Origin of the sequence: Sphaerotilus natans, assembly GCF_900156335.1 — a bacterium.
GTDB lineage: Bacteria > Pseudomonadota > Gammaproteobacteria > Burkholderiales > Burkholderiaceae_C > Sphaerotilus > Sphaerotilus natans.
The window spans coordinates 1-24,979 of record NZ_FTMZ01000021.1 but is presented as its reverse complement, the minus strand read 5'-3'; the positions used below and the strand labels follow the sequence as shown (position 1 = coordinate 24,979).

General features: G+C 70.8%; 11 protein-coding genes and 1 tRNA gene. 8 read left to right on the top strand and 4 right to left on the bottom strand.

The features are described 5' to 3' along the window. The first annotated feature begins 9 nt into the window (after nucleotides 1-9). The 3 genes from BW996_RS16430 to BW996_RS16420 all read left to right on the top strand — a co-directional run bounded on the left by BW996_RS16430 (nucleotide 10) and on the right by BW996_RS16420 (nucleotide 9,453). On the top strand, nucleotides 10-2,229 hold the full coding sequence (locus tag BW996_RS16430) for a type I secretion system permease/ATPase (RefSeq protein ID WP_037478381.1): 2,220 nt from the start codon (nucleotides 10-12) through the stop codon (nucleotides 2,227-2,229). A gap of 19 nt (nucleotides 2,230-2,248) precedes the next feature. After that, nucleotides 2,249-3,676, top strand: a complete 1,428-nt coding sequence (locus BW996_RS16425) for an HlyD family type I secretion periplasmic adaptor subunit (protein ID WP_037478383.1) — start codon at nucleotides 2,249-2,251, stop codon at nucleotides 3,674-3,676. 254 nt (nucleotides 3,677-3,930) lie between these two features. Beyond that, a complete protein-coding gene (locus BW996_RS16420) occupies nucleotides 3,931-9,453 on the top strand; it encodes a Calx-beta domain-containing protein (protein ID WP_076459010.1) in 5,523 nt (1,840 codons plus the stop codon). A gap of 73 nt (nucleotides 9,454-9,526) precedes the next feature. On the opposite strand, the gene BW996_RS16415 is transcribed toward BW996_RS16420, so the two are convergent. Both BW996_RS16415 and BW996_RS16410 read right to left on the bottom strand, forming a co-directional pair. Further along, the gene (locus BW996_RS16415) at nucleotides 9,527-11,428 is read right to left on the bottom strand and encodes a bifunctional diguanylate cyclase/phosphodiesterase (RefSeq protein ID WP_037478387.1); all 1,902 of its coding nucleotides are present in this window, start codon (nucleotides 11,426-11,428) and stop codon (nucleotides 9,527-9,529) included. Nucleotides 11,429-11,517: 89 nt separating this feature from the next. Next, the gene (locus BW996_RS16410) at nucleotides 11,518-12,186 is read right to left on the bottom strand and encodes a transglutaminase-like cysteine peptidase (protein ID WP_241461828.1); all 669 of its coding nucleotides are present in this window, start codon (nucleotides 12,184-12,186) and stop codon (nucleotides 11,518-11,520) included. A 351-nt stretch (nucleotides 12,187-12,537) separates the two neighbouring features. Here BW996_RS16410 and BW996_RS16405 point away from each other — a divergent pair, with 351 nt between their 5' ends. The 5 genes from BW996_RS16405 to BW996_RS16385 all read left to right on the top strand — a co-directional run bounded on the left by BW996_RS16405 (nucleotide 12,538) and on the right by BW996_RS16385 (nucleotide 23,841). Beyond that, nucleotides 12,538-14,400 (top strand): TolC family outer membrane protein, encoded by a 1,863-nt coding sequence (locus BW996_RS16405; RefSeq protein ID WP_037478389.1) that lies wholly within the window; start codon nucleotides 12,538-12,540, stop codon nucleotides 14,398-14,400. A 184-nt stretch (nucleotides 14,401-14,584) separates the two neighbouring features. After that, complete coding sequence (locus BW996_RS16400; protein WP_037478391.1) at nucleotides 14,585-16,675, top strand: TonB-dependent receptor; 2,091 nt, start codon at nucleotides 14,585-14,587, stop codon at nucleotides 16,673-16,675. A gap of 87 nt (nucleotides 16,676-16,762) precedes the next feature. After that, on the top strand, nucleotides 16,763-18,253 hold the full coding sequence (locus tag BW996_RS16395) for a TolC family protein (protein WP_162177949.1): 1,491 nt from the start codon (nucleotides 16,763-16,765) through the stop codon (nucleotides 18,251-18,253). A gap of 115 nt (nucleotides 18,254-18,368) precedes the next feature. Then, the gene (gene ectB, locus BW996_RS16390; protein ID WP_051631567.1) at nucleotides 18,369-19,670 is read left to right on the top strand and encodes a diaminobutyrate--2-oxoglutarate transaminase; all 1,302 of its coding nucleotides are present in this window, start codon (nucleotides 18,369-18,371) and stop codon (nucleotides 19,668-19,670) included. A gap of 28 nt (nucleotides 19,671-19,698) precedes the next feature. After that, nucleotides 19,699-23,841 (top strand): Pls/PosA family non-ribosomal peptide synthetase, encoded by a 4,143-nt coding sequence (locus BW996_RS16385; protein ID WP_051631568.1) that lies wholly within the window; start codon nucleotides 19,699-19,701, stop codon nucleotides 23,839-23,841. A gap of 31 nt (nucleotides 23,842-23,872) precedes the next feature. On the opposite strand, the gene BW996_RS16380 is transcribed toward BW996_RS16385, so the two are convergent. Next, entirely contained in the window at nucleotides 23,873-24,748 is an 876-nt protein-coding gene (locus tag BW996_RS16380) for an alpha/beta hydrolase (RefSeq protein WP_037478394.1), read from the bottom strand. A 136-nt stretch (nucleotides 24,749-24,884) separates the two neighbouring features. Next, nucleotides 24,885-24,960, bottom strand: a tRNA-Lys gene (locus BW996_RS16375). Nucleotides 24,961-24,979 lie beyond the last annotated feature (19 nt).

Below are 24,979 nucleotides of genomic sequence, written 5' to 3'. Positions count from 1 at the left end.
CCCTTGCCCATGAATCCGAACCGACCCGGCGCGCCTGGCGCGCCTGCGGCGGCGGCCCCTGTGCCGCCGTCCGTGCCCCGTGATCCCGCCACCGAGCGCCTGCGCGAGGACCTGATCCACCCCGACCCGCTGCTCGACTGCCTGCTCGAGGTCTGCCGGCTGCACGGCGTGGCCAGCTCGCGCGCGGCCCTGTCGGCCGGGCTGCCGCTGGAGAACGGCCGGCTGACGCTGGCTCTGGCCGAGCGGGCCGCGCAGCGCGCCGGCCTGTCGACCAAGCTGCAGCGCCTGCGCGCCGACCGCATCGACACCGCCACGCTGCCGGCGATCCTGATCCTGCGCGGCAGCAGCGCCTGCGTGCTGCTGGGCTGGACCGAGGAGGGTGACGCCCGGGTGCTGCTGCCCGAGACCGGCCAGGGCGCGGTGGTGATGCCGCGCAAGGACCTGGCGCGGCGCCATGGCGGCGTGGTGCTGTTCGTGCGCCCGCACTTCCGCTTCGACGAGCGCACGCCCGAGGTGCGCCGCACCCGCTCCGGCCACTGGTTCTGGAGCGCGATCGCCAGCCAGCGCGGCGTCTACCGCGACGTGCTGTGGGCGGCGCTGCTGATCAACCTGTTCGCGCTGGCCTTCCCCATCTTCACGATGAACGTCTACGACCGGGTGGTGCCCAACCATGCGGTCGAGACGCTGTGGGTGCTGGCGCTGGGCCTGCTGCTGGTGCTGCTGGCCGATCTCTACATGCGCTCGCTGCGCAGCCACTTCGTCGACGAGGCCAGCGCGCGCATCGACGTTCAGCTCTCGTCCTCGCTGATGGAGCGGGTGCTGGGCATGCGGCTGGAGCACCGGCCGCAGTCGGTCGGCTCCTTCGCGGCCAACCTGCGCGGCTTCGAGACGGTGCGCGACTTCATCGCCTCCTCGACCGTCACCGCGATGATCGACCTGCCCTTCGCGCTGATCTTCCTGGCGGTCATGGCCTGGATCTCGCCGTGGATGGTGCTGCCGGTGGTGGCGGCCTTCGTGCTGATCCTGGTGATCGGCTTCATCCTGCAGCACCGGCTGCACGAGCTGTCGGAGTCGACCTACCAGGCCAGCGCGCAGCGCAACGCCACGCTGGTGGAGGCGCTGACCGGCATCGAGACGATCAAGACCCAGGCCGCCGAGGGCGTGATCCAGGCGCGCTGGGAGCGGGTCAATCTCTTCCTGGCGCGCACCAACGTGCGCATGCGCGCACTCTCCAGCCACGCCAGCTACGGCACGCAGTGGCTGAGCCAGATCGTCTCGCTCAGCGTGATCCTGATCGGCGTGCACCTGATCTCGCAGCGCGAGCTGACGATGGGCGCGCTGATCGCCTGCACCACGCTGGCCAGCCGCGCGCTGGCGCCGGCCGGCCAGATCGTCGGCCTCCTGATGCAGTACCAGGGCGCGCGCACCGCGCTGGAGTCGCTCGACCGCATCATGGCCCAGCCGGTCGAGCGCGAGCCGGGCGCGGCCTTCCTGCACCGGCGCGAGATCCGCGGCGACATCGAGCTGCGCGACGTGCGCTTCGCCTATCCCGGCCGCGACGATCCGGTGCTCGACGGCATCAGCCTGAAGATCGCGCGCGGCGAGCGGGTGGCGCTGATCGGGCGGGTCGGCTCGGGCAAGACCACGATCCAGAAGCTGATGCTGGGCCTGTACCAGCCCACCAGCGGCGCGGTGCTGCTCGACGGCATCGACCTGCGCCAGCTCGACCCGGCCGACGTGCGCCGCAACCTGGGCTATGTCTCGCAGGACGTGACGCTGTTCTACGGCTCGCTGCGCGAGAACATCACGATGGGCCTGCCCTACGCCGACGAGAACGCGGTGCTGGCCGCGGCCGAGACCGCCTGCCTGCTCGATTTCGTCAACCGCCACCCCAAGGGCTTCGACATGCCGGTGGGCGAGCGCGGCGAGCTGCTCTCGGGCGGCCAGCGCCAGAGCGTGGGCCTGGCGCGCGCGGTGCTGCACAACGCGCCGCTGCTGCTGCTCGACGAGCCCACCAGCGCGATGGACTTCTCGACCGAGGCACAGGTGACGAAGCGGGTGACCGAGTTCGCGCAGGGGCGCACCGTGGTCCTGGTGACCCACCGCACCTCGATGCTGGCGCTGGTCGATCGCGTGGTCGTCGTCGACCAGGGCCGCATCGTCGCCGACGGTCCGCGCGACCGCATCCTGGAGGCCCTGCAGTCGGGCCGCATCGCGAGGGCCGCCTGAGCGCGGGCGGACACAGCAGATGAACGAGAAACTGATGAAGAGCGGCAGCGGCCTGATCGGCGTGCTCGAGAAGACCCGCGTGGCCCTGGACCCGCTGACGCGCCGCCTGCTCGGCCGCACGGTGGCCGACGAAGGCCGCCAGCCCGACGGCCTGGCCGACTTCGAGCGCGAGGCCGACGAGCTGATGTCGCGCCAGCGCACCGCGCGGGCCCAGCGCATCGTGCGCTCGGCGGTGGTGGTGGTCTGCGGCCTGATCGTCTGGGCCGCCTTCGCCGAGATCGACGAGGTCACCAAGGGCGACGGCCGGGTCATCCCGTCGCGCCAGCTGCAGGTGGTGCAGTCGCTCGACGGCGGCGTGGTCTCCGAGATCCTGGTCCGGGAGGGCCAGCAGGTCGAGGCCGGCCAGCTGCTGCTGAAGATTGACGAGACCCGCGCGACCTCCGGGGTCAACGAGAGCGCCGCGCAGGCCTTCGCGCTGCAGGTCAAGCAGGCGCGGCTGAAGGCGCTGGCCGAGGGCATCGCCTTCCGCCCGCCCGCCGGCAGCGGCACGCCCGACGAGAACCGCATCGTCGATGAGGAGCGCAACCTCTACCAGTCCAAGGTCTACGAGCTGGAGTCGATGCTCTCGGTGGTGCAGCAGCAGGCGGCGCAGCGCCAGCAGGAGGTCTCGGAGGCTCAGGCGCGGCGCTCGTCGGCGCAGCGCTCGATCGACATCTCCACCCAGGAGCTCAAGCGCACCCGGCCGCTGCTGGCCTCCGGCGCGGTCTCCGAGGTCGAGGTGCTGCGGCTGGAGCGCGACATCAGTCGCTTCCGGGGCGATGCCGAGCAGGCCGCAGCACAGATCGGCCGCGCTCAGGCCGCCATCGGCGAGGCCCAGCGCAAGGCCCGTGAGACCGAGCTGACCTTCCGCAACGAGGCCCGGCGCGAGCTCTCCGACGTGCTGGGCAAGCTCAACGCGCTCAACCAGGGCGCGGTCGCGCTGGCCGACAAGGTCGACAAGGCGCAGGTCAAGTCGCCGGTGCGCGGGCGGGTGCAGCGCCTGCTGGCCAACACCATCGGCGGCGTGGTGCAGCCGGGCAAGGACATCGTCGAGATCGTGCCGCTGGACGACGCGCTGGTGCTCGAGGCCAAGGTGCTGCCCAAGGACATCGCCTTCATCACCCCCAACCAGCCGGCCACCGTCAAGTTCACCGCCTACGACTTCTCGATCTACGGCGGCCTGGAGGCCAAGGTCGAGAACATCAGCCCCGACACCCAGGTCGACGAGAAGGGCAACGCCTTCTATGTGGTGCGGGTACGCACCGGCCAGCCCAACTTCGGCGACGACAAGCCCATCATTCCCGGCATGACCGCCGAGGTCGACATCCTGACGGGCAAGAAGACGGTGCTGTCCTACCTGCTCAAGCCGGTGCTCAAGGCCAAGGCCTACGCGCTGCGCGAGCGCTGAACGTCGCCACACGCCTGCCCGGCCTGCGTGCCATCGTCCGAAGCCCCTCGACCGAGGGGCTTTTTTCTGCCTGCAACACAAGATTCCCCTGCAGACCACGGCGCCCCCTGCCCGGCGATCGCGCAAATCGTTATCCTGTTCACGAACCCTGTTCCGGTGAAGCCGATCACGGATGAAGGCGCTTTTCACGCATTAGCGCCCACCGGAAATGAACTATTCTGGCGAGATCGCCAAGACGAACAGAGAGGTCCCTCATGGCAACGAGCCCCGTCCCCGCCGCCGCTGCGTCCACGAAGTCCGCGCTGCTCAGCGCCCAGGCCAGCCTGCTGCAGAGCCTGCAGAAGCTGACGCTGCAGCAGAACTACGTGCCGGCGCGCCTGCCCGAGGGCAAGGTGGTCGGCATCTGGGGCGAGGCCATCGTGCGCATGCCCGACGGCGAGGTGCGCGAGCTCAAGATCGGCGACATGGTGCGCAAGGGCCATGTGATCCTGACCTCGCAGAACGGCATCGTGCAGCTCGAGGTCGACGGCAGCCGCTACGCGCGACTGCCTGCGCGCGAGATGATGGAAGCGCCCGCCGCCGGTGTGGGCGGCGGCGAGGACGGCTCGCTCAGCGACAGCCTGCGCATCGCGCGCATCGCCGAGGTGGTCTCGCCCGCCGAATATGAATACGGCTTCGACGGCAGCAATCCTTACGTGCCTTTCGGGGCGGTTGGCGACATCACGATCGGGCTGCCGACGCTGTCGGTCAGCGCACCCTCGGTGCGCGAGGATGCCGGGCATGCCGTCTTCACCGTAAACCTCAGCCGCAGCACCGATACCGCCACCTCGATCAGTCTGGCCCTGAGCAACGGCAGCGCCCAGGGCGGCGGTGTCGACTACGGCAGCACCGGCACGAACAATCTTCAGGTCTCGCTCGACGGCGGCCAGACCTGGGTCGATGGCGCCAGCGTGACGCTGCCGGCCGGCGTGGTCAGCTTCCTGGTGCGCACGCCGGTGGTCAACGATGCGCTGCGCGAAGGCGACGAGACCTTCGTGCTGACGGCCACCGCGGTGGCGGGCGATGTCAGCCCGGTGCCGGCCAGCGGCACCGCGACCATCGTCGACGACGAGGCCGCGCCGGTCATCCAGCCCCTGCCCGACCAGACGGTCAACGAGGGCGCCGGCACCGTCACCTTCACCATCACGCTGTCGGGTCCGTCCGAGCAGACGATCAGCGTCGACTACCGCACCGTGCCCGGCACCGCGCTGGCCGGCCAGGACTACAGTCCCATCACCGGCACGCTGACCTTCGCGCCCGGCGAGACCTCCAGGACCATCACCGTCCCGGTCATCGACGACACCGTCTTCGAGGGCGCGGAGACCTTCACGCTCGAGCTGAGCAATCCGGTCAACACCAGCGTGAGCAAGCCGGTCACCACGGTGACCATCGTCGATGACGGCAGCGGCAGCGTGCCCCCGGGCGTGACCCCGACCGACGACACGCCGCATGTGCGCAGCGTCTCCAGCCCGACCATCGCCGAGGGCGGCAACCTCGACTTCCAGGTGGTGCTGAGCAATGCCTCGGCCACGCCGCAGGTGATCTCGGTCGTGCCCAGCTCCGGCACCGCCACGCTGGGCACCGACACCGGCGCGCCGCTGGTCTCCTTCGACGGCGGCCTCACCTTCAGCCCGATCACCGGCACCACCGTGACCGTGCCGGCCGGCAGCAGCAGCTTCATCGTCCGGGTGCCGACGATCGACGACAGCATCAGCGAGCTGCCTGAGACGATGCAGCTCGACGTGCGCGCCCCGGCCGATACCGCGCCGACCACCGGCACCGGCACCATCACCGACAACGACGGCACGCCGACCGTCTCGATCAGCGGCCCGGCCGAGGTCGGCGAGAACGCCGGCACCGTCACCTACACCATCACGCTGTCGAATCCGAGCAGCCAGACGGTCACCGTGCGGGTCGCCGCCCAGGACGGCACCGCCACCGTCGGCAGCGACTACACGCAGATTCCGGTCGACCAGCAGTTCGTGACCTTCGCGCCCGGCGAGACCACCAAGACCGTGACCCTCACGGTCATCGACGACGCCGTCTTCGAGGGCAAGGAAACCTTCTCGGTGGTGCTCGACAGCCCGAGCAACGCCGCGCTGGGCACCGCACGCGTCACCACCACCATCAGCGACGACGGCACCCAGGGCGAGACCGACGACCGCCCGACGATCGCCATCAACGACGTGGTCGTCAACGAGGCCGGCAACTACGCCGAGTTCACCGTCACTCTGACTGGCGCGACCGCGCTGCCCGTCAACGTCGCCTTCGCCACCCGGGACGGCACCGCGCTGGCTGGCTCCGACTACACCGCCACCTCCGGCGTGCTCACCTTCGCGCCTGGCGAGACCTCCAAGACCATCCGCGTCCCGATCGTCAACGACAGCCCCGCCGTCTACGAAGGCGCTGAGGCCTTCACCGTCGAGCTCTCCGCCTCGGCCGACGCCAGCCAGCCGCTCAACGCCCGCATCACCGACCCCAGCGGCACCGGCACCATCGTCGACGACGGCACCGGCACGGTGAACCCCAACCCCGACGGCAGCACCCCGGCCCCGGACGACGACCGCCCGAAGATCTCCATCAACGATCCGGCCGAGGTCAACGAGGGCGACGGCACCAACACCGTCACCTTCACCGTCACCCTCAGCAACACCAGCAATCTGCCGGTCACTGTCGCCTACACCACTGTCGATGGCACCGCCCTGGCTGGCGCCGACTATGTCGCCCAGAACGGCACCCTGACCTTCGCCCCCGGCGAGACCTCCAAGACCATCACCGTCACCATCCTGGACGACGCGGTCTACGAGGGGCCCGAGTCCTTCCTGGTCAACCTCTCCGTCCCCACCAACTCCGTCATCCTCGACGGCTCCGGCACCGCCACCATCAAGGACGACGGCACCGGCACCATCGTCGACCCCACACCGACCGATCCACCGCCGGCGCCCGATGACGACCGCCCGCGCATCTCCATCAACGATCCGGCCGAAGTCAACGAGGGCGACGGCACCAACACCGTCACCTTCACCGTCACCCTCAGCAACGTCAGCGACCTGCCGGTCACCGTCGCCTACGCCACCGCCAACGGCACCGCCCTGGCCGGCGCCGACTATGTCGCCCAGAACGGCACCCTGACCTTCGCCCCCGGCGAGACCAGCAAGACCATCACCGTCACCATCCTGGACGACGCGGTCTACGAAGGGCCCGAGTCCTTCTCCGTCGAGCTGTCCGCCCCCACCAATTCCGTCATCCTCGACGGCTCCGGCACCGCCACCATCAAGGACGACGGCACCGGCACCATCGTCGACCCCACCCCGACCGATCCGCCGCCGGCGCCCGATGACGACCGCCCGCGCGTGCTGGCCATCAGCAATGCCGTCGCGGCCGAAGGCTCGCCGCTCGACTTCACCGTCGCGCTCAGCAACGCCTCGACCACCACCACGAGCGTCACGCTGACGCTGACCGACGGCAGCGGCAGCATCGCCACCGACACCGCGCAGCAACTGCTGGTGTCCTTCGACGGCGGCACCACCTTCACCACGCTGACCGGCATCATCAGCGGCACGAGCGTGAGCATCTCGGTGCCCGCCGGCGTGAGCAGCTTCCTGGTGCGCGTGCCCACCACCGACGACACCGTCTTCGAAGGCCCGGAAACGCTGACGCTGCGGGCCGCCACCTCGACCGACACCAGCGCAGGCACGCTGCCGGTCACCGGCACCGGCACGATCTACGACGACGGCACGAACAAGAGCGTCAGCGATCTGGTCTTCAGCGGCACGCTGTCCGAAGAAGGCCTGAGCGGCGGCCTGGCCGACAGCACCGGCGCGACGGCCGGCGCCGACACCACCAATGTCACGACGTTCACCGGCAACCTGGCACTGTCGAGCACGCTGACCGGCGCCGGCCTGGTGCTGGCCTGGAACGCCACCCAGGCGGCCTCGCTGCAGTCCTCGGCCACCGGCACCGCGCTGACCTGGACGGTCAGCACCGACGGCCGCACCCTGACCGGCTCGGCCGACGGCAGCACCATCCTGACCGCGGTGCTGAACGACACCGGGGCCTACACCGTCACGCTGTCGGGCCCGGTGCGCCATGCCGGCAGCGGCGAGGACACGCTGTCCTTCAACCTCGGCTTCACCGCCACCCAGGGCAGCTACAGCGCCAGCGGCGTGGCCACCCTCACCATCGAGGACGATGCGCCGGCCACGATCGCCGACCAGTCCACCAGCGTCACGCTGCAGGACACCAATCTGCTGATCACGCTCGACACCTCCGGCTCGATGCTGTCGACGCTGACCACCGGCGCGCTGGCCGGCACGACCCGGCTGGATGCCGCGATCGCGGCGATCAAGAAGCTGCTCGACAGCTATGCCGAGTTCGGCAATGTCGCGGTGCAGCTGGTCACCTTCTCTGACACGGCCACCACGCCCAGCAGCACCTGGATGAGCGTCAGCGCGGCCAAGGTGCTGCTGGAGAACCTGACCACCGGCGGCAACACCAACTACGACGCCGCGCTGGCAGCCGCGCAGGCCGCCTTCTCGACCTCCGGCCGGCTGACGACCGGCCAGAACGTCGCCTACTTCTTCTCCGACGGCAACCCGACCGCACCGAGCGGCTCGATCGGCGTGGATGCCACCGAGGAAGCCGCCTGGGCCAGCTTCCTGGCCGCGCAGCAGATGAACGCCTACGCGATCGGCATGACCTCGGATGTGAGCGCCTCGCGTCTTGATCCGATCGCCTGGACCACCACCGGCGGCACCGCGGCCAGCTCGATCATCGTCAGCGACCTCAACCAGCTCAGCGGCGTGCTGCAGAGCACCGTACCGATCCCGACCGGCGATCTGGTGACCGGCGGCGAGATCCGCAGCGGCGGCCAGATCGGCGCCGATGGCGGCTTCGTGCAGTCGGTGACCATCGATGGCGTGAGCTACGCGCTGGCCAGCGCCAGCGCCCGCACCATCGTCGTCAGCGGCGGCACCAGCGCGGCCACATTCGATGCCACCAACAAGCTGCTGACGGTCACCACCGCGCAGGGCGGCAAGTTCATCATCGACATGGACGACGGCACCTACGAATACCGGGTGCCGGCCAGCGTCGCGGCCAAGGTGGCCACCGAGGAGATGCGCTACGTGGTGTCGGACAAGGACGGCGACACCGCCTCGGCCACCGTGACGGTGCGGGTCAACGATCCGTCCATCGTCGGCACGATCAATGCCGATACCCTGACCGGCGACGCCACCACCGCCGACTACATCAGCGGCCTGGGCGGCAACGACACCCTCAGCGGCCTGGGCGGCAACGACACCCTGGTGGGCGGCACCGGCAGCGACTGGCTGACCGGCGGCGCGGGCAACGACGTGTTCGCGTGGTCGCTCAACGACCAGGGCAGCAAGGGCGCACCGGCGGTCGACACCATCACCGACTTCGAGATCGGCGCCGACATCCTGGACCTGCGCGACCTGCTGGTCGGCGAGGGCTTCGGTGCCGGCAACACCGCCGGCAATCTGGCGAACTATCTGGACTTCGAGGTCAGCGGCACGAACACCACGATCCATGTCAGCACCACCGGCGCCTTCACCGGCGGCACCTACAGCGCCGCCGCCGAGGACCAGACCATCGTGCTGCAGAACGTCGACCTGCCCTCGGCGCTGGGCCTGACCAGCGGCGCGACCGACGCGCAGATCATCAGCGCGATGCTGACCCAGGGCAAGCTGGTGGTGGATCCAGCCTCCGGGACCTGATCGGCACCAGAACGAAGGGGCTGCGATGGCAGCCCCTTCTTTCATGGCATCGCGCGCCGGATCGCGCGTCGGCTCAGCGGATCGCCGGCCCGGTCACGCCATCGACCCCGGCCGCCCACAGCGCGGGCAGATCGGCCGGATCGCGCACCCCCTCGACGAAGACCTGCAGCCCCACTCCGTGCAGCATGCCGACCGAGCTGCGCAGCCAGAGCCGGCGCGTCTCGTCGCCCGCCAGGCCGGCGGTCCAGGTCGAGGCCAGCTTCACATAGTCCAGACCCGCCTCGAGCAGCCGGCCGATCGCGGCCAGCCGGTCGCCGGCATGCTCCAGGCCGACCCGCACGCCCAGCGGCCGCAGCAGCCGGCACAGCTCGTCGAGCGACTCCGGGTGGCGCTGCAGCGCCATCTCGTCCACCTCGAGCCACAGCAGCCGGGCCGCCTCGCCGGCCGCAGCCACCCGCGCACGCAGCCGTGGCAGGAAATGCGGATCGGCCAGCGACTGGGGCGACAGGTTGACGCCGCGTGGCTGGTGATCCGCACCGATCGCGGTCAGCACCAGCGCGACCGCGGCCATGTCGACATCGCTGCCCAGCCCGGTGCGCAGCGCCATCGGCAGCCAGCGGCTGGCCGGCTCCAGCGGCCCGCCCTCGACCAGCTGCAGGCGCAGCGGACATTCCTGGTGCAGCAGCACACCGCGTGCGTCGCGCACCGGATAGGGCTGCACCTGGATGCGCGCGGCCATCAGCGTGTCGAGCAGCGCCCGGCGCCAGGCATCCTCGCCGCCCTGCACCGGCGCCTCGTCGATGCCGTCGAGGTGGCAGCGGAACGGCCCGGCGGCCTCGGCCACCGCCAGCGCCCGGTCGGCGGTGGCCAGCAGCTCGGCCACCGGGCGATCGCGGTGGCAGCCGGTGGCCGACATCACCACCGCGACATCGTCCAGCCCCTCGACCACCGTGCGCAGCCGCTGCATCAGCGCCTCGGTCAGCTCGCGCGCCGGCAGCGCGCGTGGATGCAGCACCGCGAAGTCGCTGCCGTTGAGGCGGCCCGCCACCAGCGGCGCCGGCTGTCCGGGCACCGCCTCGGCCAGGACCGCCGCGATCGAGCGCAGCAGCTCGTCGGTGCGCAGATGGCCGAGCCGGCGGTTGACATCGGCCAGCGCCAGCAGCCGCACCAGCACGATCTGCGTCTCGCCGGCACCGTCCTCGCGGCCCAGCTCCGACTCCAGCACCGCCATGAAATGGCCGCGGTGCGCCAGCCCGGTCAGCGCGTCGCAGCTGGCCTGGCGGCGCAGCTGGTCGACCTGGCGCGACTGTTCCTGGAAGAACTGGTTGACCCGCCCGACCATCATGTTCATCGCCTGCGCCACCCGGCGCAGCTCCGGCGTGGCCGGCTCGGCCATGCTGACGAAGCGGCGCTGCGTCAGCGCCTCGGCCTGATCCACCACCGCATCGAGCTGGCCGCGCAGGCGCCGCACCGCCAGATGGCCGATCAGCGCCGCCAGCACGCCCACGCCCAGCGCCCACAGCGTCATGCGCACGCTCGACCACCACAGGTCGGCATGCGCGAAGGCCGACTGGCTGCGCAGCTCCAGCGTGCCGATCTGGTTCCAGCCGTTCGAGACCTGGGCCACCCCGGCACGCGGATGCACCGGCACCTGATCGACGAACCAGGCCGGCACGTCGCGCACCGCCACCTGCGCGGTGCGCTCGACCAGAACCCGGCCATCGGCGCCGACCAGCCGGATCGACTGGTAGTGCCCGGTATCGAACTGCGAGGCGATCGCCAGCTCCAGCAGCGCCGCGTCCCCACGCTGCTGCGACAGCGACAGCGCCAGCGTCTGCGCGTTGTCGTTGTTCTTCATCGACAGCTGCGTCTCGAGCGAGCCTCGTGCCGTCCAGACCGACATCAGCACGCTGCCCGCACTGGCCAGCACGATCGTGCCCATGATGAGGATCCACACCTGCCGGATCAGGGACATGGCGGCTCCTTCGAAGTGCGTGTCGTCATGGTTGTCGTCATTGCGAAAATCATCGTTGTTTTTTCACCAACTGGTACCAATGCAAAGCCTCAGAAAAGACCCTGCTCGCGGGCCTTGATCAGCACCTCGCGCCAGCGGGACAGCCGCGCCGTGGGATCCCCGGCACCGGGGCCCTGCGTGCCCTGCCACAGTCCGTCGGCATTGAAGCTGAACACCGGCTGCAGATCGGGCCGGCGCGAGGCCGGGCGGATGTCGCCGATCAGGTTGTCGAGGATCAGCGGCTCGGCCGTCGGTGACGGATAGTAGGCCAGCACCATGTGCGCCTGCTGCACCCCGCCGACGCCGCCCAGCGTCGCGCGCACATAGACCAGACGCAGCTTCGCCTGCGGCACGCCCGCGGCCATCAGCGCGAAATACTTGCCGATCGCGTAGTCCTCGCAGTCGCCCTGACCCTGGGCGAACATCTCCAGCGGCGTGGCCCAGTAGTCGATCTGGCCCCAGACCTCGATGTCGTCACGAAAATAGATGCGCCGGTTGAAGAACTGGTTGACAAGCTCCAGACGTCGCTCGTCGTCCATGCGCTGGCCCATCTGCACCGTCTCGATCAGGGCCTGTGCCAGATCGACGCTGCGTGCGCCGTGGCGCTGCGCCTGGCGCAGCATCTGCTGGGTGTCCCAGGCCCGCGCGCCGGCCGACCACAAGCCGCCCCCCAGCGCCAGCACCAGCGCCGCCACCACCGGCAGCAGCGCCAGCAGCACCGGCGAGGATCGCCCCCGCAGGGACCGGCCTCGCCAGCGGCTGAATCCAAGCAAAGGTGAACCGGACACGACAACATCCATGCCCGCCTTGTCGGCAAGGAGTTGTCAGAACCGTAGGCATCGGTCACGAAACTGTGCGCCCGGAAGTGAACAATGCGATTTTGTACTCAGGCCACTTGGAGGCAGGCAACACGCTGTGGAATACTCGTTGAAGGTTGTTCGCGAGTTGCTCTCACATTTCCGCTCGGGAATCCAACCTCCATCCGCGTGTCACGAAGGGAGAGACACGCCGGCAATGTGTTTCTCCATCAAATGTCCCGTCCGAAGGCCAGCACAAGGATCCAGGAAACAATGAACAAGGCAGCCTCTCATCTCGTCATCGGCCTGATCGCCTTCGCCTGCCAGGTCGCCGTTGCCCAGAGCACCGACCCGCTCAAGGATGCGGTCCAGCGCGCGATCACCACCAACCCCGAGGTCACGGCGCGACTCAACGCCTTCCGGGCCTCCACCGACGAGATCGACGTGGCCCGCGGCGCCTACTACCCGCGCGTCGACCTCTCGGCCGAGGCCAACCGGATCAACGAGCGCATCGGCTCGGTCAGCCAGAACATGAACAGCGCCGGTGTCGCGCTGTCGGCCACCCAGCTGCTGTGGGACGGCTTCCAGACCATGAACCAGGTCGACCGGCTGAACCATGCCCGCCTGGTGCGCTATTTCGAGTTCATCGACACCAGCGAGCAGGTCGCGCTCGAGAGCGTGCGCGCCTACATCGACGTGCAGCGCCAGCGCAAGCTGGTGCGCATGGCCGAGGACAACTATGTCCAGCACCGCCATGTGCATGACCAGATCCAGTCGCGGGTGCGCGCCGGCGTCGGCCGGGGCGTCGACCAGGAGCAGGCCGCAGCCCGTCTGGCGCTGGCGGAGTCGAACCTGACCACCGAGACCTCCAACCTGCATGACGTGACCGAGCGCTTCCGCCGGCTCACCAGCGGCCTGCCGCCGGTCGAGATGCCGTCGGTGACCGGCCTGGAGCGCGGCCTGCCCGCCACCAGCGGCGCGGCGCTGGAGCAGTCGGTCAAGCGCAATGCCGCGATCGCAGCGGCGGTCGAGAACCTGCGCGCCGCGCAGTCGGTCTCGCGCGAGCGTGAAGGCAATCTCTACCAGCCGCGGGTCGAGGCCCGGGTGCGTGCCGCCGCCGGCCGCAACCTCGACGGCACGCTCGACCAGAAACGAGACACCACCGCCGGCGTGGCGCTGAACTGGAACCTGTTCAACGGCGGCGCTGACAAGGCGCGCGTGCGTCAGGCCGCCAACCTGCTGGGCCAGGCCACCGACACCCGCGACAAGGCCTGCCGCGACGCCCGCCAGACCGCCGCGATCGCCTACCAGGACACCCAGAAGCTTGCCGAGCAGCTCGCCTACCTCGACCGCCATGTGCTGTCGAGCGAGAAGGTGCGCGATGCCTATCGCCAGCAGTTCGACATCGGCCAGCGCACGCTGCTGGACCTGCTGAACTCCGAGAACGAGCTCTACGGCGCCCGCCGCGCCTACATCAACGCCGAGCATGACCTGCAGGTCGCGCGGGCCCGCACCCACGCAGCCACCAGCAGCCTGGTCGCCTCGCTCGGCCTGACGCGCGCCGGCAGCGCGGAAGACGAGCCCGCGGAAGGCCGCTACTGGCAGGCCGGCGACGATGCCGCCACCCGCTGCCCCATCAGCGCCACCGATCTGACCGTCACCCCGAAGGCCGATCTGGACGCCCGGGCGCGTCAGCTTGGCGCCTCGCTGGCACCGCTGCCGGGCGCACGCGGCGCCGCACCGGCCGCGGCCACGCCGGCCGCCCCGGTCGACATCTCCGCACCGGATCCGGCGCCCAGCACTCCGGTGTCGCAGCGCCTGCTCGACTGGGCGGCCACCTGGACCAGCAAGGACGCGACCCGCTACCTCAGCTTCTACGACCCGAGCTTCAAGCCCGAGGGCAACACCTCGCGCAGCGCCTGGTTCGCCAATCGCACCAAGCTGCTGCAGAAGAGCGGCGCGGTCGAGATGAAGATCGCCAATGTGCAGCGCCGCACCGTCTCGGCCAATGTGGTCGAGACCCGCTTCGACCAGATCTACACCTCCAAGGACCTGAACGACAAGGCCCAGAAGGTGCTGACCTGGAAGCGCCGTGGCGCCGAGTGGTACATCGTCAAGGAAAGCACCAAGCGCTGACGCGCCTCTCCCCTGCCGGCCCCACGGGGCCGGCAGCGTCCCCGGCCTCGCGCCACAACCCGCCCCCACCTCTTCGCTTCCCAACTTCCTGCCGCCCGTGTTGTGCAGCGCTTGCACAACAGATGTTCACATTCTCTCGCCCAAAAAAGATAATGATACTCCATTATCAAAAGAGAGATGGTGCATGACTGTTCACGCCCCGACGTTTGTCCCGAAGATCCTGCCGCTGGCAGTGGTCGCCGCCTTGGCCAGCCCGATGCTGCCCGCCCGCGCCGAGTCCGAGGCCAGCGATCCCGCGATCGTGCTGGGTGGCGTGACCGTGAGCGGCCGCAGCGGCGGCGTGCTCAAGACCCGCCAGGTGCTGACCTCGGTCGACATTCTCGGGGCCGACCGCATCGAGGACCGCAACGTCGCGCAGAGCTGGGAACTGCTCGGCCTGCTGCCCGGCATCCAGCTCACCGAGACCCGCATGGGCGCCGAGTCGGGCAAGCCGACCTTCCGCGCCTTCAACGGCGAGGGCTACATCAACGGCATCAAGGTGCTGATCGATGGCATCCCGAGCAATGTCAACAGCGGCAACCAGCGCTTCATCGACATGGTGTTCCCGCTGGACATCGACAGCATCGAGGTGGTGCGCGGCACCAATGATCCGCGTCACGGCCTGCATGCCATCGGCGGCAGCATCGATGTGGTGACCCGCCAGGGCGGCAACTACGGCGAGGCGCGGCTGAGCGCGGGCAGCTTCTCGACCCGTGAGGTCCAGCTCGCGTTCGGCAGGGAAGCTGGCGGCTTCGCGCAGAACTACTTTGTCGGGCACCAGCATTCCGACGGCTACCGGGCGCACTCGGCGTCGGAGCGGCAGGCGGTCGGCGGCAAGTGGTTCCTGTCCTCGCCGAACGGCGACCTGCGGCTGGGCCTGATCGCGCGGATGTCGGCGCAGCGGGCCGAGGAGCCGGGCTTCATGACCGCGGCGCAGATGGCCGAGGACCGCTGGCAGAGCTTCGCGCACAACGCCAACGACGGCGACACCCGCGACATGCGCCAGGCCAGCGTGCATCTGGACTGGAAGATCCGCCCCGATCTGCACCTGTCGGGCCGGCTCTACAACAACATCTACCAGGACGACCGCCGCGTCACCTTCACCGGCAACAGCGGCCTGAGCAACAGCCCGCGCCAGCGCCGGGTCTGGGACGAGGAGCAGAACGGTCTGTCCGGCCGGCTGACCTGGCGCGCCGGCGCACAGCTGACGCTCGACGGTGGCGTGCAGCTCGAGCGTCAGCGCAACCACTACCAGCGCTGGCGCTACGCCTACGCGCTGCCGACCGATTTCAGCCAGCCGACCACCACCTCCAACGACGACAGCCATTCGCTCGACAACAGCGCGGTCTTCGTGCAGGCGCTGGTCCAGGCCACGCCGACGCTGCGGCTGGTGCCGGGCTGGCGCATCGACCGCTTCCAGGGCGACACCCTGATCAACACCAGCGGCCTGCGCGGCAGCCTGCAGGACTACGGCCCCATCCACCAGCCCAAGCTCAGCATGATCTGGAGCCCCTCGGCCTCGACCAGCGTCTATGCCAACTGGGGCCGTACCTTCCAGATCCTGACCGGCTCGCGGGCGCCGGCCTATCTGACCTCGGCCTCGCAGGCGCCCTTCGGGGCCTCGATCAACACCGGCAAGGAGCTGGGCGTGAAGCTCGCGCCGCTGGACGGGCTGGAGACGCGGGTGGCGCTGTGGCGGCAGGACGCCACCGACGAGGTCGCCAACATGCCCAGCACCGGCACCACCGTCGGCCTGGGCCGCACCCGCCGCCAGGGCCTGGACCTGCAGGCGACGCTGCGCGCCAGCGAGCAGCTGCGCCTGTGGGCCTCGCACTCGCTGCAGGAGGCGCGGGTGGTGCAGGCCTACACCGCCAGCGGCGTGTCGCTGGCGGGCAAGGAGGTGTTCTCGACGCCGCGCCACATCTCCAATCTAGGCATCGAGTACAGCCCGGACGCCCAGTGGCGCCTGACGCTGCAGGGCCGCGCCCAGGGCAGCCACTACATCGATGACCTGAACGCACAAGGCAAGCATGGCGCCCATGTGCTGTTCGACCTGAGCGTGCGCCGTGCGCTGTCAAGCCGCGCCAGCCTGGACCTGCAGGTGCGCAACCTGGCCGACCGCCAGCACGCCTACACTTGGTACGACAACTTCTTCTGGCCCTCGGGCAGCGCGCAGCCGATGAGCTCGCCGGGCGCGCCCCGCTCGGTGACGCTGGCCCTCAACCTGAAGATGTGAGGTCTTCGCGGCTTCGCCGCCAGGTCACCGACTTGTGACAGGATGTGTCCTTTGCGACTTGCCTGTCCTGCCGTGCCCTTCTCACTGATGTTCTCCCGGCCCCCGTCGGGCCTTGCCGCTTCGGTGCGCGCAGGCCTGGCGGTGACCGCGATGGCCTTGGGCCTGATGCCGTCGGCGCAGGCCTGCACGCTGCCTGCACCGGGCAGCCTGCTCACGCTGGCCGAGGCGATGAGCCGCGCGCTCTGCCACGACCCGCGCACCCGCCAGAGCAGCGCGCTGCTGCAGGCCCAGGCCGCGCGCGAACAGCTCCAGCAGGCCGCACGCGCGCCGGTGCTGGGCGCCCGGCTCGATCTGGGCCGGCAGTCGGGTGCCTGGGCCGATGCCACCGGGCGCAGCCGCTCGATCGCGCTGGAGCTGGACTGGCTGCTGCTCGACGGCGGCCAGCGCGAGGCGGCGCAGGACGCGGCGCGGCAGCAGCTGATCGAGGCCGCCGCCAGCCATGACGCGACGGTGCAGACCGTGCTGATCGAGACGGCCGAGGCGCACCGGACCGCGCTCGACGACAGCGAGGGGCTGCGGCTGTGGCGCGATCTGGAGCTGCGGCTGGCCGAGCTGCAGCGCCAATCACGCCTGCGCAACCGCCGCGCCGACGGCCCCGATCATGCCGACGTGATCGAGGCCCGGCTGGCGCTGGAGCAGGCCCGGCTCGCCCGGCTGGAGGCCGAGGAAGCCGTGGCGCTGGCCCAGGGGCGTCTGGCCTGGCGGCTTGGTGCGCCGGCCGGCACCGTCTGGCGGCTGCCGCCGCCTTCGTCGGAAACCTCTCCAGCCAGTTCGCCCGGCGAGGTGGCGCAGCAGATGCCGCAGTGGCTGGAAGCGGTCGAGCGCGAGCATCCCGAGCTGCGGGCCGCACGGGCACGCGCCGCCGCGGCGCAGGCCGCGCGCGTCCAGAGCGAGCGGGCAGGACGCCCCTCGCTGTCGATGTCGGCGCGGATCGGGGCGGGTCGGCGTGACGATCCCACGCTGGAGAGCGGTCGCCTGAGCGGCGGCGCCCGGCAGGCCGCGCTGACCCTGAGCCTGCCGCTGCTCGACGGCGGTGCGCAGGCCGCGCAGGTCCGCGCGGCACGCGCCGAGCATGAGGCGGCCCTGGCGGCGCTGGACAGCGTGCGGCGCGACGCCACCCTGACCGCCTGGGAGCACCTGCTGGTGCTGCGGCACGCCGATGCGCTGCGGCAGGCCCATGCCGATGTGCTGCGCACCCGGCGCGCGCTGCTCTTCACCGAACTGGGCCGCCACCGCGACAGCGACGCCTCGGCCACCGATCTGGCCGACGCGATGCTGTACGAGACCGAAGCCCGCATCGCGCTGCAGCGCGCCGACAGCCGGGTTCAGCTGGCGCGCTGGCGCCTGGCGCTGGCCGCCGGCCAGCGGCCGCAGCGGCCAGCGATCGAGCCCGCCTCGGCACCCGCCATGGCTCCCCTGCCCCCTGGGGCCGATCGGACCGAGCCCGCACCGCGCCCGGGCGGCCCCTGCCGCCTCGGTGCGCCACCGCCGCGCGAGGGCTGGTGCGTGCCGCGCTGAGCGCCGAAGAACGCCCAGAAAATCGGTTCCATCGTGATAATGTAAACAAAATTTACCAATTGTTTCATTGATTCACACTGTCATCTCCAACCCACCCGGCCTCAGGAGACTCGACATGAATCCGATTCCCGCCATCGCACCGACCGGACCGCAGGACCGCGCCGTCTTCGCGCGCCGGGAGTCCGCCGTGCGCGGCTACTGCCGCCGCTTCGACACGGTGTTCACCTCCGCACGCGGCAGCCTGATGCGCGACGAGAGCGGCCGCGAGTACATCGACTTCCTGGCCGGCTGCGCCGCGCTGAACTACGGCCACAACGAGCCGGCGATGAAGGAGGCGCTGCTGCGCCACATCGGCGCGGATGGCCTGGCGATGGGGCTGGACCTGCACTCGGCGGCCAAGCGCGATTTCCTGGAACGCTTCGAGACGCTGATCCTGCAGCCGCGCGGCCTGCCGCACCGGGTGCAGTTCACCGGCCCGACCGGCACCAATGCGGTGGAGGCCGCGCTCAAGCTGGCCCGCAAGGTCACCGGCCGGCACAACGTCATCGCCTTCACCAACGGCTATCACGGCGTGACGATGGGCGCGCTGGCGACCACCGGCAACCGCTACAACCGCATGGGGCTGCCGCTGTCGGGCGTCACCCGGGTGCCGTTCGACGGCTACCACGGCGAGGGGCTGGACACCAGCGCGCTGCTGGCGCAGCTGCTCGAGGACCCGTCCGGCGGCGTCGATGCGCCGGCGGCCATCCTGCTGGAGACGGTCCAGGGCGAGGGGGGGCTCAACGCGGCCTCCGCCGCCTGGGTGCAGCGCATCGCGCTGCTGGCGCGGCAGCACGGCGCGCTGCTGATCATCGATGACGTGCAGGCCGGCTGCGGCCGCACCGGGCCGTTCTTCAGCTTCGACGGCATGGGCGTGGTGCCCGATCTGGTGGTGATGTCGAAGTCGCTGTCGGGCTTCGGCCTGCCGATGGCGCTGGTGCTGGTGCATCCGGATCACGATCGCTGGCAGCCCGCCGAGCACAACGGCACCTTCCGAGGCAACACCCATGCCTTCGTCACCGCCGCCGCCGCGCTCGACACCTACTGGCGCGAGCCCGGCTTCACCGACGAGATCGCCCGCCGTGCCGCGCTGGTGCACGCGCATCTGGAGCGCATCGCCCGCGAGGTGCCCGGCGCCCGGCTGAAGGGGCGCGGCATGATGCAGGGCCTGGACGTGCTCGGCGGCGATCTGGCCGCGCGGGTGTGCACGCTGGCCTTCGAGCGCGGCCTGATCATCGAGACATCGGGCGCGCATGACCAGGTGCTCAAGGTGCTCGCGCCGCTGAACACCCCGCTGCCGCTGCTCGAGCAGGGTCTGGCGCTGCTGCACGGCGCGGTGGCCGACGCGGTGGCCGGCACGCTGCGCCGCGCCGCCTGACACGGACCAGGCCTGGATCGCGCCCGTCATGGACCGCCTGACCCCGCCGCCGGCCCTGCTGCAGCAGGCCGATGCCGATCACCGCCTGCGCTGGCGGCCGCACGAGCGGCTGCACCATCTGTTCGAGGCCCGCTGCGATGCCTGGGCCCGCGAGGGCCGCGCCGAGCGCGCCGCCGCGCTGCAGACCGACGACGGCCCGGTCAGCTACGCGGACCTGGACCGGCGCGCCAACCGGCTGGCCCGGCATCTGCGCGACGGGCTGGGCCTGCGCCCGGGCGAGCGGGTCGCGCTGCTGTTCGACAAGACGGTGCACGGCCATGTGGCGATGCTGGCGGTGCTCAAGGCCGGCGCGGCCTATGTGCCGCTCGACCCGGGCTTTCCGGACGAGCGCTGCGCCTTCATCTGCGCCGATGCCGAGGTCGGCCGGGTGCTGTCGGTGCAGCGCCATGCCGACCGGCTGGCCGGGCTGGGCGTGCCGGGGCTGTGCCTGGACGACCCGGCGCTGGAGGCGGCGCTGGCGCGTGTCGACACCGCCCGCCTGCCCACCCGCGACCCCGATCCCGAGCCCGGCGTGGCTGATGCGCTGTGCTACGTCATCTACACCTCCGGCTCGACCGGACGCCCGAAAGGCGTGCCGATCGATCACTCGCAGATCTGCAACTTCGTGCGGGTCGCCGCCGAGACCTACGGCTACCGCGCCGACGACCAGGTCTACCAGGGCCTGACGATGGCCTTCGACTTCGCGGTCGAGGAGACCTGGGTGCCGCTGAGCGTAGGCGCGACGCTGCATCCGAACCAGAGCGGCACCAGCCTGCTCGGCGCCGATCTGGGCGAGTTCCTGCGCCGGCGGCGCATCACCGCGCTGTGCTGCGTGCCCACCGCGCTGGCCACGCTCGAGGAGGATCTGCCCGATCTGCGGCTGCTGATCGTCTCGGGCGAGGCCTGTCCGCGCGATCTGGTGCAGCGCTGGGCCACGCCGGCGCGGCGCATGCTCAACGCCTACGGCCCGACCGAGACCACCGTCACCGCGACGCTGGAGGTGCTCGATCCGGCCGCGCCGGTCACCATCGGCCGGCCGCTGCCGACCTACAGCGTGCTGATCCTCGACCCGGAGGCGCCCCGGGTGCTGCCGGCTGGCGAGACCGGCGAGATCGTCATCGCCGGCGCGGGCGTGGCGCGCGGCTACCTGAACCGGCCGGAGCAGACCGCCCGGGTCTTTCTCGACGACTTCGTCGGCGTGGACCCGAATCCGTCGGGGCGGCTCTACCGCACCGGCGACCTCGGCCGCCTGCGCGAGGACGGGCGGATCGAGTACCTCGGCCGCATCGACACCCAGGTCAAGATCCGCGGCTACCGCATCGAGCTGACCGAGATCGAGTCGGTGCTGATGGCCCAGCCCGGCGTGCGCCAGGCGGTGGTGCACACCTGGTCGGCCGCGCCCGGCCAGGTCGAGCTGGTGGCCTACTGGACGGTGCGCCCCGGCTGGCCCGATCCGCCCTCCCCGGCCGGACTGCGCGAGGCGCTGCGCACGCAGCTGCCCGACTACATGGTGCCGCGCCTGTACGAGCAGCTCGACGAGATGCCGATGCTGGCCAGCGACAAGGCCGACCGCAAGGCGCTGCCCGCGCCGCGCGCGCCGGCGCTGTCCGGCGGCGCCGAGGCGATGGATCCGGCCGAGCGGCCGCGCCCGGGCACCGAGCAGACGCTGGCGGCCGCGCTGGCGGCCACGCTCGGCAGCGCGGCGCACGAGCTGTCGGCCACCGCCCATTTCTTCGATGACCTGGGCGCCAATTCGCTGCTGATGGCGGGATTCGGCGCGCGGCTGCGCCGCCAGCTCGGGCGCAGCGACGTGACGATGCGCGCGATCTACGCGCATCCCAGCCTGCGGGCGCTCTCGGCGCATCTGGAGCAGACCGCGGCCACCACCATGGCCACCGCCACCTCGGCCGATCCCGTCCCTCAGTCGCAGGCCGAGGCACCCGCCTGCGCGTCGCGCGCTGCCTATCTGGGCTGCGGCCTGGCCCAGGTGCTGATGGCGCTGGCCTGGCTGACGATCCACTTCCAGGCCCTGCTGATCGGCATGGACTGGCTGCTGACCGCCACCGATGCGCTGCAGGCCTATCTGCGGGCCGCGCTGGCCGGCTCGGCGCTGTGGGCGCTGGCGGTGCTGCTGCCGGTGGCGCTGAAGTGGCTGCTGGTCGGCCGCTGGCAGGCCGGCAGCTTCCCGCTGTGGAGCGGCCGCCATCTGCGCTGGTGGGCGGTGCGCCAGCTGATGCGCTTCAACCCGATGGTGATGTTCGCGGGCTCGCCGCTGCTCAACGGCTATCTGCGGCTGCTGGGCGCGCAGGTCAGCGCGCACGCGCACATCGCCACCCCGGTGCTGCCGGTCTGCACCGACCTGATCCGCATCGGCGACGACAGCCTGATCGGCCGCCAGGTGCGCCTGCCCGGCTGCCGGGCCGAGGCCGGCCGGATCCTCGTCGGCCCGGTCGAGGTCGGTCGCGGCTGCCATGTCGGCGACCATGCGCTGCTCGACATCGACACCCGCATGCAGGACGGCAGCCAGCTCGGCCATGCCTCGGCGCTGCTGCGCGGTCAGACGCTGGCCGCCGGCATGCATGCGCACGGCGTGCCCGCCCAGCCGACCGCCACCGACTTCTGCCGGGTGCCGGCGCAGCCGCGGCCGACGGCGCTGCGCCGCCGGCTGTATGCGCTGTGGCAGCTGCTGGTGCTGGGCAGCGTGTCGCTGCCGCTGCCGCTGTGGGGGCTGTGGCTGCTGTCGGGCGAGCCGGGACGACGCCTCGAGGAGCGCTTCGACCTGCATCTGCTCGGCCACGGCCATGCGGCGCACTGGGCCGATCTGGGCGGTGTCGCGCTGGGCGGCGCGCTGGCGCTGCTGGGCGGCATGACGCTGTGGGCGCTGCTGATGGCCACGCTGCCGCGGTGGCTGTCGCGGGCGATCGTGCCGGGGCGGCTGTACCGCTTCTACGGTCTGCACCACTGGCTGCTCGGCCTGATCACCGCCTGGAGCAACTCGCGCTGGCACAACATGCTGGCCGGCGACAGTCCGGATGTGGTGGTCTGGCTGCGCGCGGTGGTCGGCTACCGCTTCGTCGGCGGCATCGAGCAGACCGGCTCGAACTTCGGCCTGACGCAGCAGCATAACCTGCCCGGACTGAGCCACTTCGGCCCGGGCGCGATGGTCTCCGACGGGCTGACGATGGCCCAGGTCGAGCAGGGCCCGGGCGGCTGGCGCGTCGGCCCGACCCGGCTGGGCGCGCGCAGCTTCGCCGGCAATGCGGTGCTGCTGCCCACCGGCGCACCGCTGGGCGACAACTGCCTGCTGGCCACCCGGGTGATGGTGCCGCTGGACGGGCCGCGGCGCGAGAACATCGGCCTGCTCGGCTCGCCGGCCTTCGAGATCCCGCGCTCGGTGCTGCGCGACCGGCCCGATCCGCGCTGGAGCGATCCGGCCTGGCGGGCGCAGGCGCTGCGGCGCAAGACCCGGGTCAACCGGCTGACGATGCTGCTCTTCGTCGGCGCGCACGGCGTCGGCGCGGCGCTGGTGGCGATGGTGCTGTATGGCGCCTATGTCGGTGTGCCAGGCCTGCCGCCGGCGCTGTCGCTGGCGGCAGGCACGCTGGTGGCGATCGTGCTGGAACTGCTGTGGTTCGTGCTGGTCGATCGCGCCAGCCTGGGCTGGCGCCGGCTCGAGCCGCTGACCTGCTCGATCCTGGAGCCCGGCTTCTGGCGCCATGAGCGCTTCTGGAAGCTCGGCTTCGCCGGCGACGGCGTGCTGATGACCGCGCTGCGCGGCACGCCGTTCATGGGCCTGCTGTGGCGGATGCTGGGTGTGCGGGTCGGGCGGCAGCTCTTCGACGACGGCGCCTCCATCGTCGAGAAGACGATGACCACGCTGGGCGATCACGTCACGCTGGGCGATCAGTCGCTGATCCAGGGGCATTCGCTGGAGGACGGCCTGTTCAAGTCCGGCCGCATCGTGCTGGGCGACCAGGTCACGCTGGGCGAGCGTGCCTTCGTGCACTACGGCGTGCAGGTCGGCCCGCAGGCGCGGATCGCGCCGGAATCCTTCGTGATGAAGGGCGAGCAGCTCGAGGCCGGCAGCCGCTGGCAGGGCAACCCGGCGCAGGCGACCGGCGGGGCGTGCTGAGCGGCCCGTGTGGCGGCCAGGCCGGACGCGCTCAGGGCGCCGCCGGCACGCTCAGGCCGAACAGCTCCGCCATCGCCACCCGGTACTGCGCCAGACCGATGGCATTGGTGTTGTGGTGGGTGCCGCCCTCGACCAGCTCGAAGCGCTTGGGGCCGCGCGCGGCCTCGAACAGGCGCCGGCCCAGCTCCGGCCGGATGGTGCGGTCCTCGCTGCCATGCACCACCAGCAACGGCGAGCCGATCTGCGCGACCCGCTCGACCGAGGCGAAACGCTGGGTGATCAGCGGCTCCAGCGGCAGCCAGCCCCAGCGGTAGGAGGCGACCACCTCCGGAATCGAGGTGAAGGTCCCCTCCACCAGCGTGCCGGCCTCGTCCGCCACCCGGGTGGCCAGGTCGATCGCGATCGCCCCGCCCAGCGAGTGCCCGAAGATGTAGCGCGGCCGCCCGGGATGCTCGCGGGCCAGCCAGTCCCAGGCCGCCCGGGCGTCCTCCAGGGCCAGCGTCTCCGAGGGCAGCTCGTCGCTGCTGCGGCCAAAGCCGCGGTAGTCGATCGCCAGCACCGAGAAGCCGAGCTGCCGCAGCCGCTGCGCCCGCGCCGCCGAGCCCACCACATTGAAGCGCGCCCCGTGCAGATAGAGCAGCACCGGCGCCTGCGGGTCACGGGCAAAGCGCTCGTGCGCGCTCCACAGGCCATGCAGCCGCACCGGCCGACCGGTCTCGGCGGAATGGAAGTCGATCCAGACCTCGTCCATGCCCCGCGCGATCTCCTCGGCGCGCCCCCAGCTGCGGTCCGAGGGCTGGAAGATCCAGGCCCGCTGACGCTCGTCCAGCGAGGTGCAGCCCGCCGACAGCAGCGCCAGCGCGGAAGACAGGATCAGCAGGAAACTCAGCGCAGACAGGCGTTTCATGGCCGGCGCATGGTCGCAGAAACGGGAAAGGGGAATGCGGCGTGGGGTTACGGCAGCAAACCCGGTGCCAAAGCAAAAAACGACTTGGCACTGCTGCCAAATCCTTGTTGCTGAACGCTTGCTGCGTCTTTTGTTTTGGTGGGCCCTGAGTGACTCGAACACTCGACCTACGGATTAAGAGTCCGCTGCTCTACCAACTGAGCTAAGAGCCCGTCACCACCGCGTGTGCGA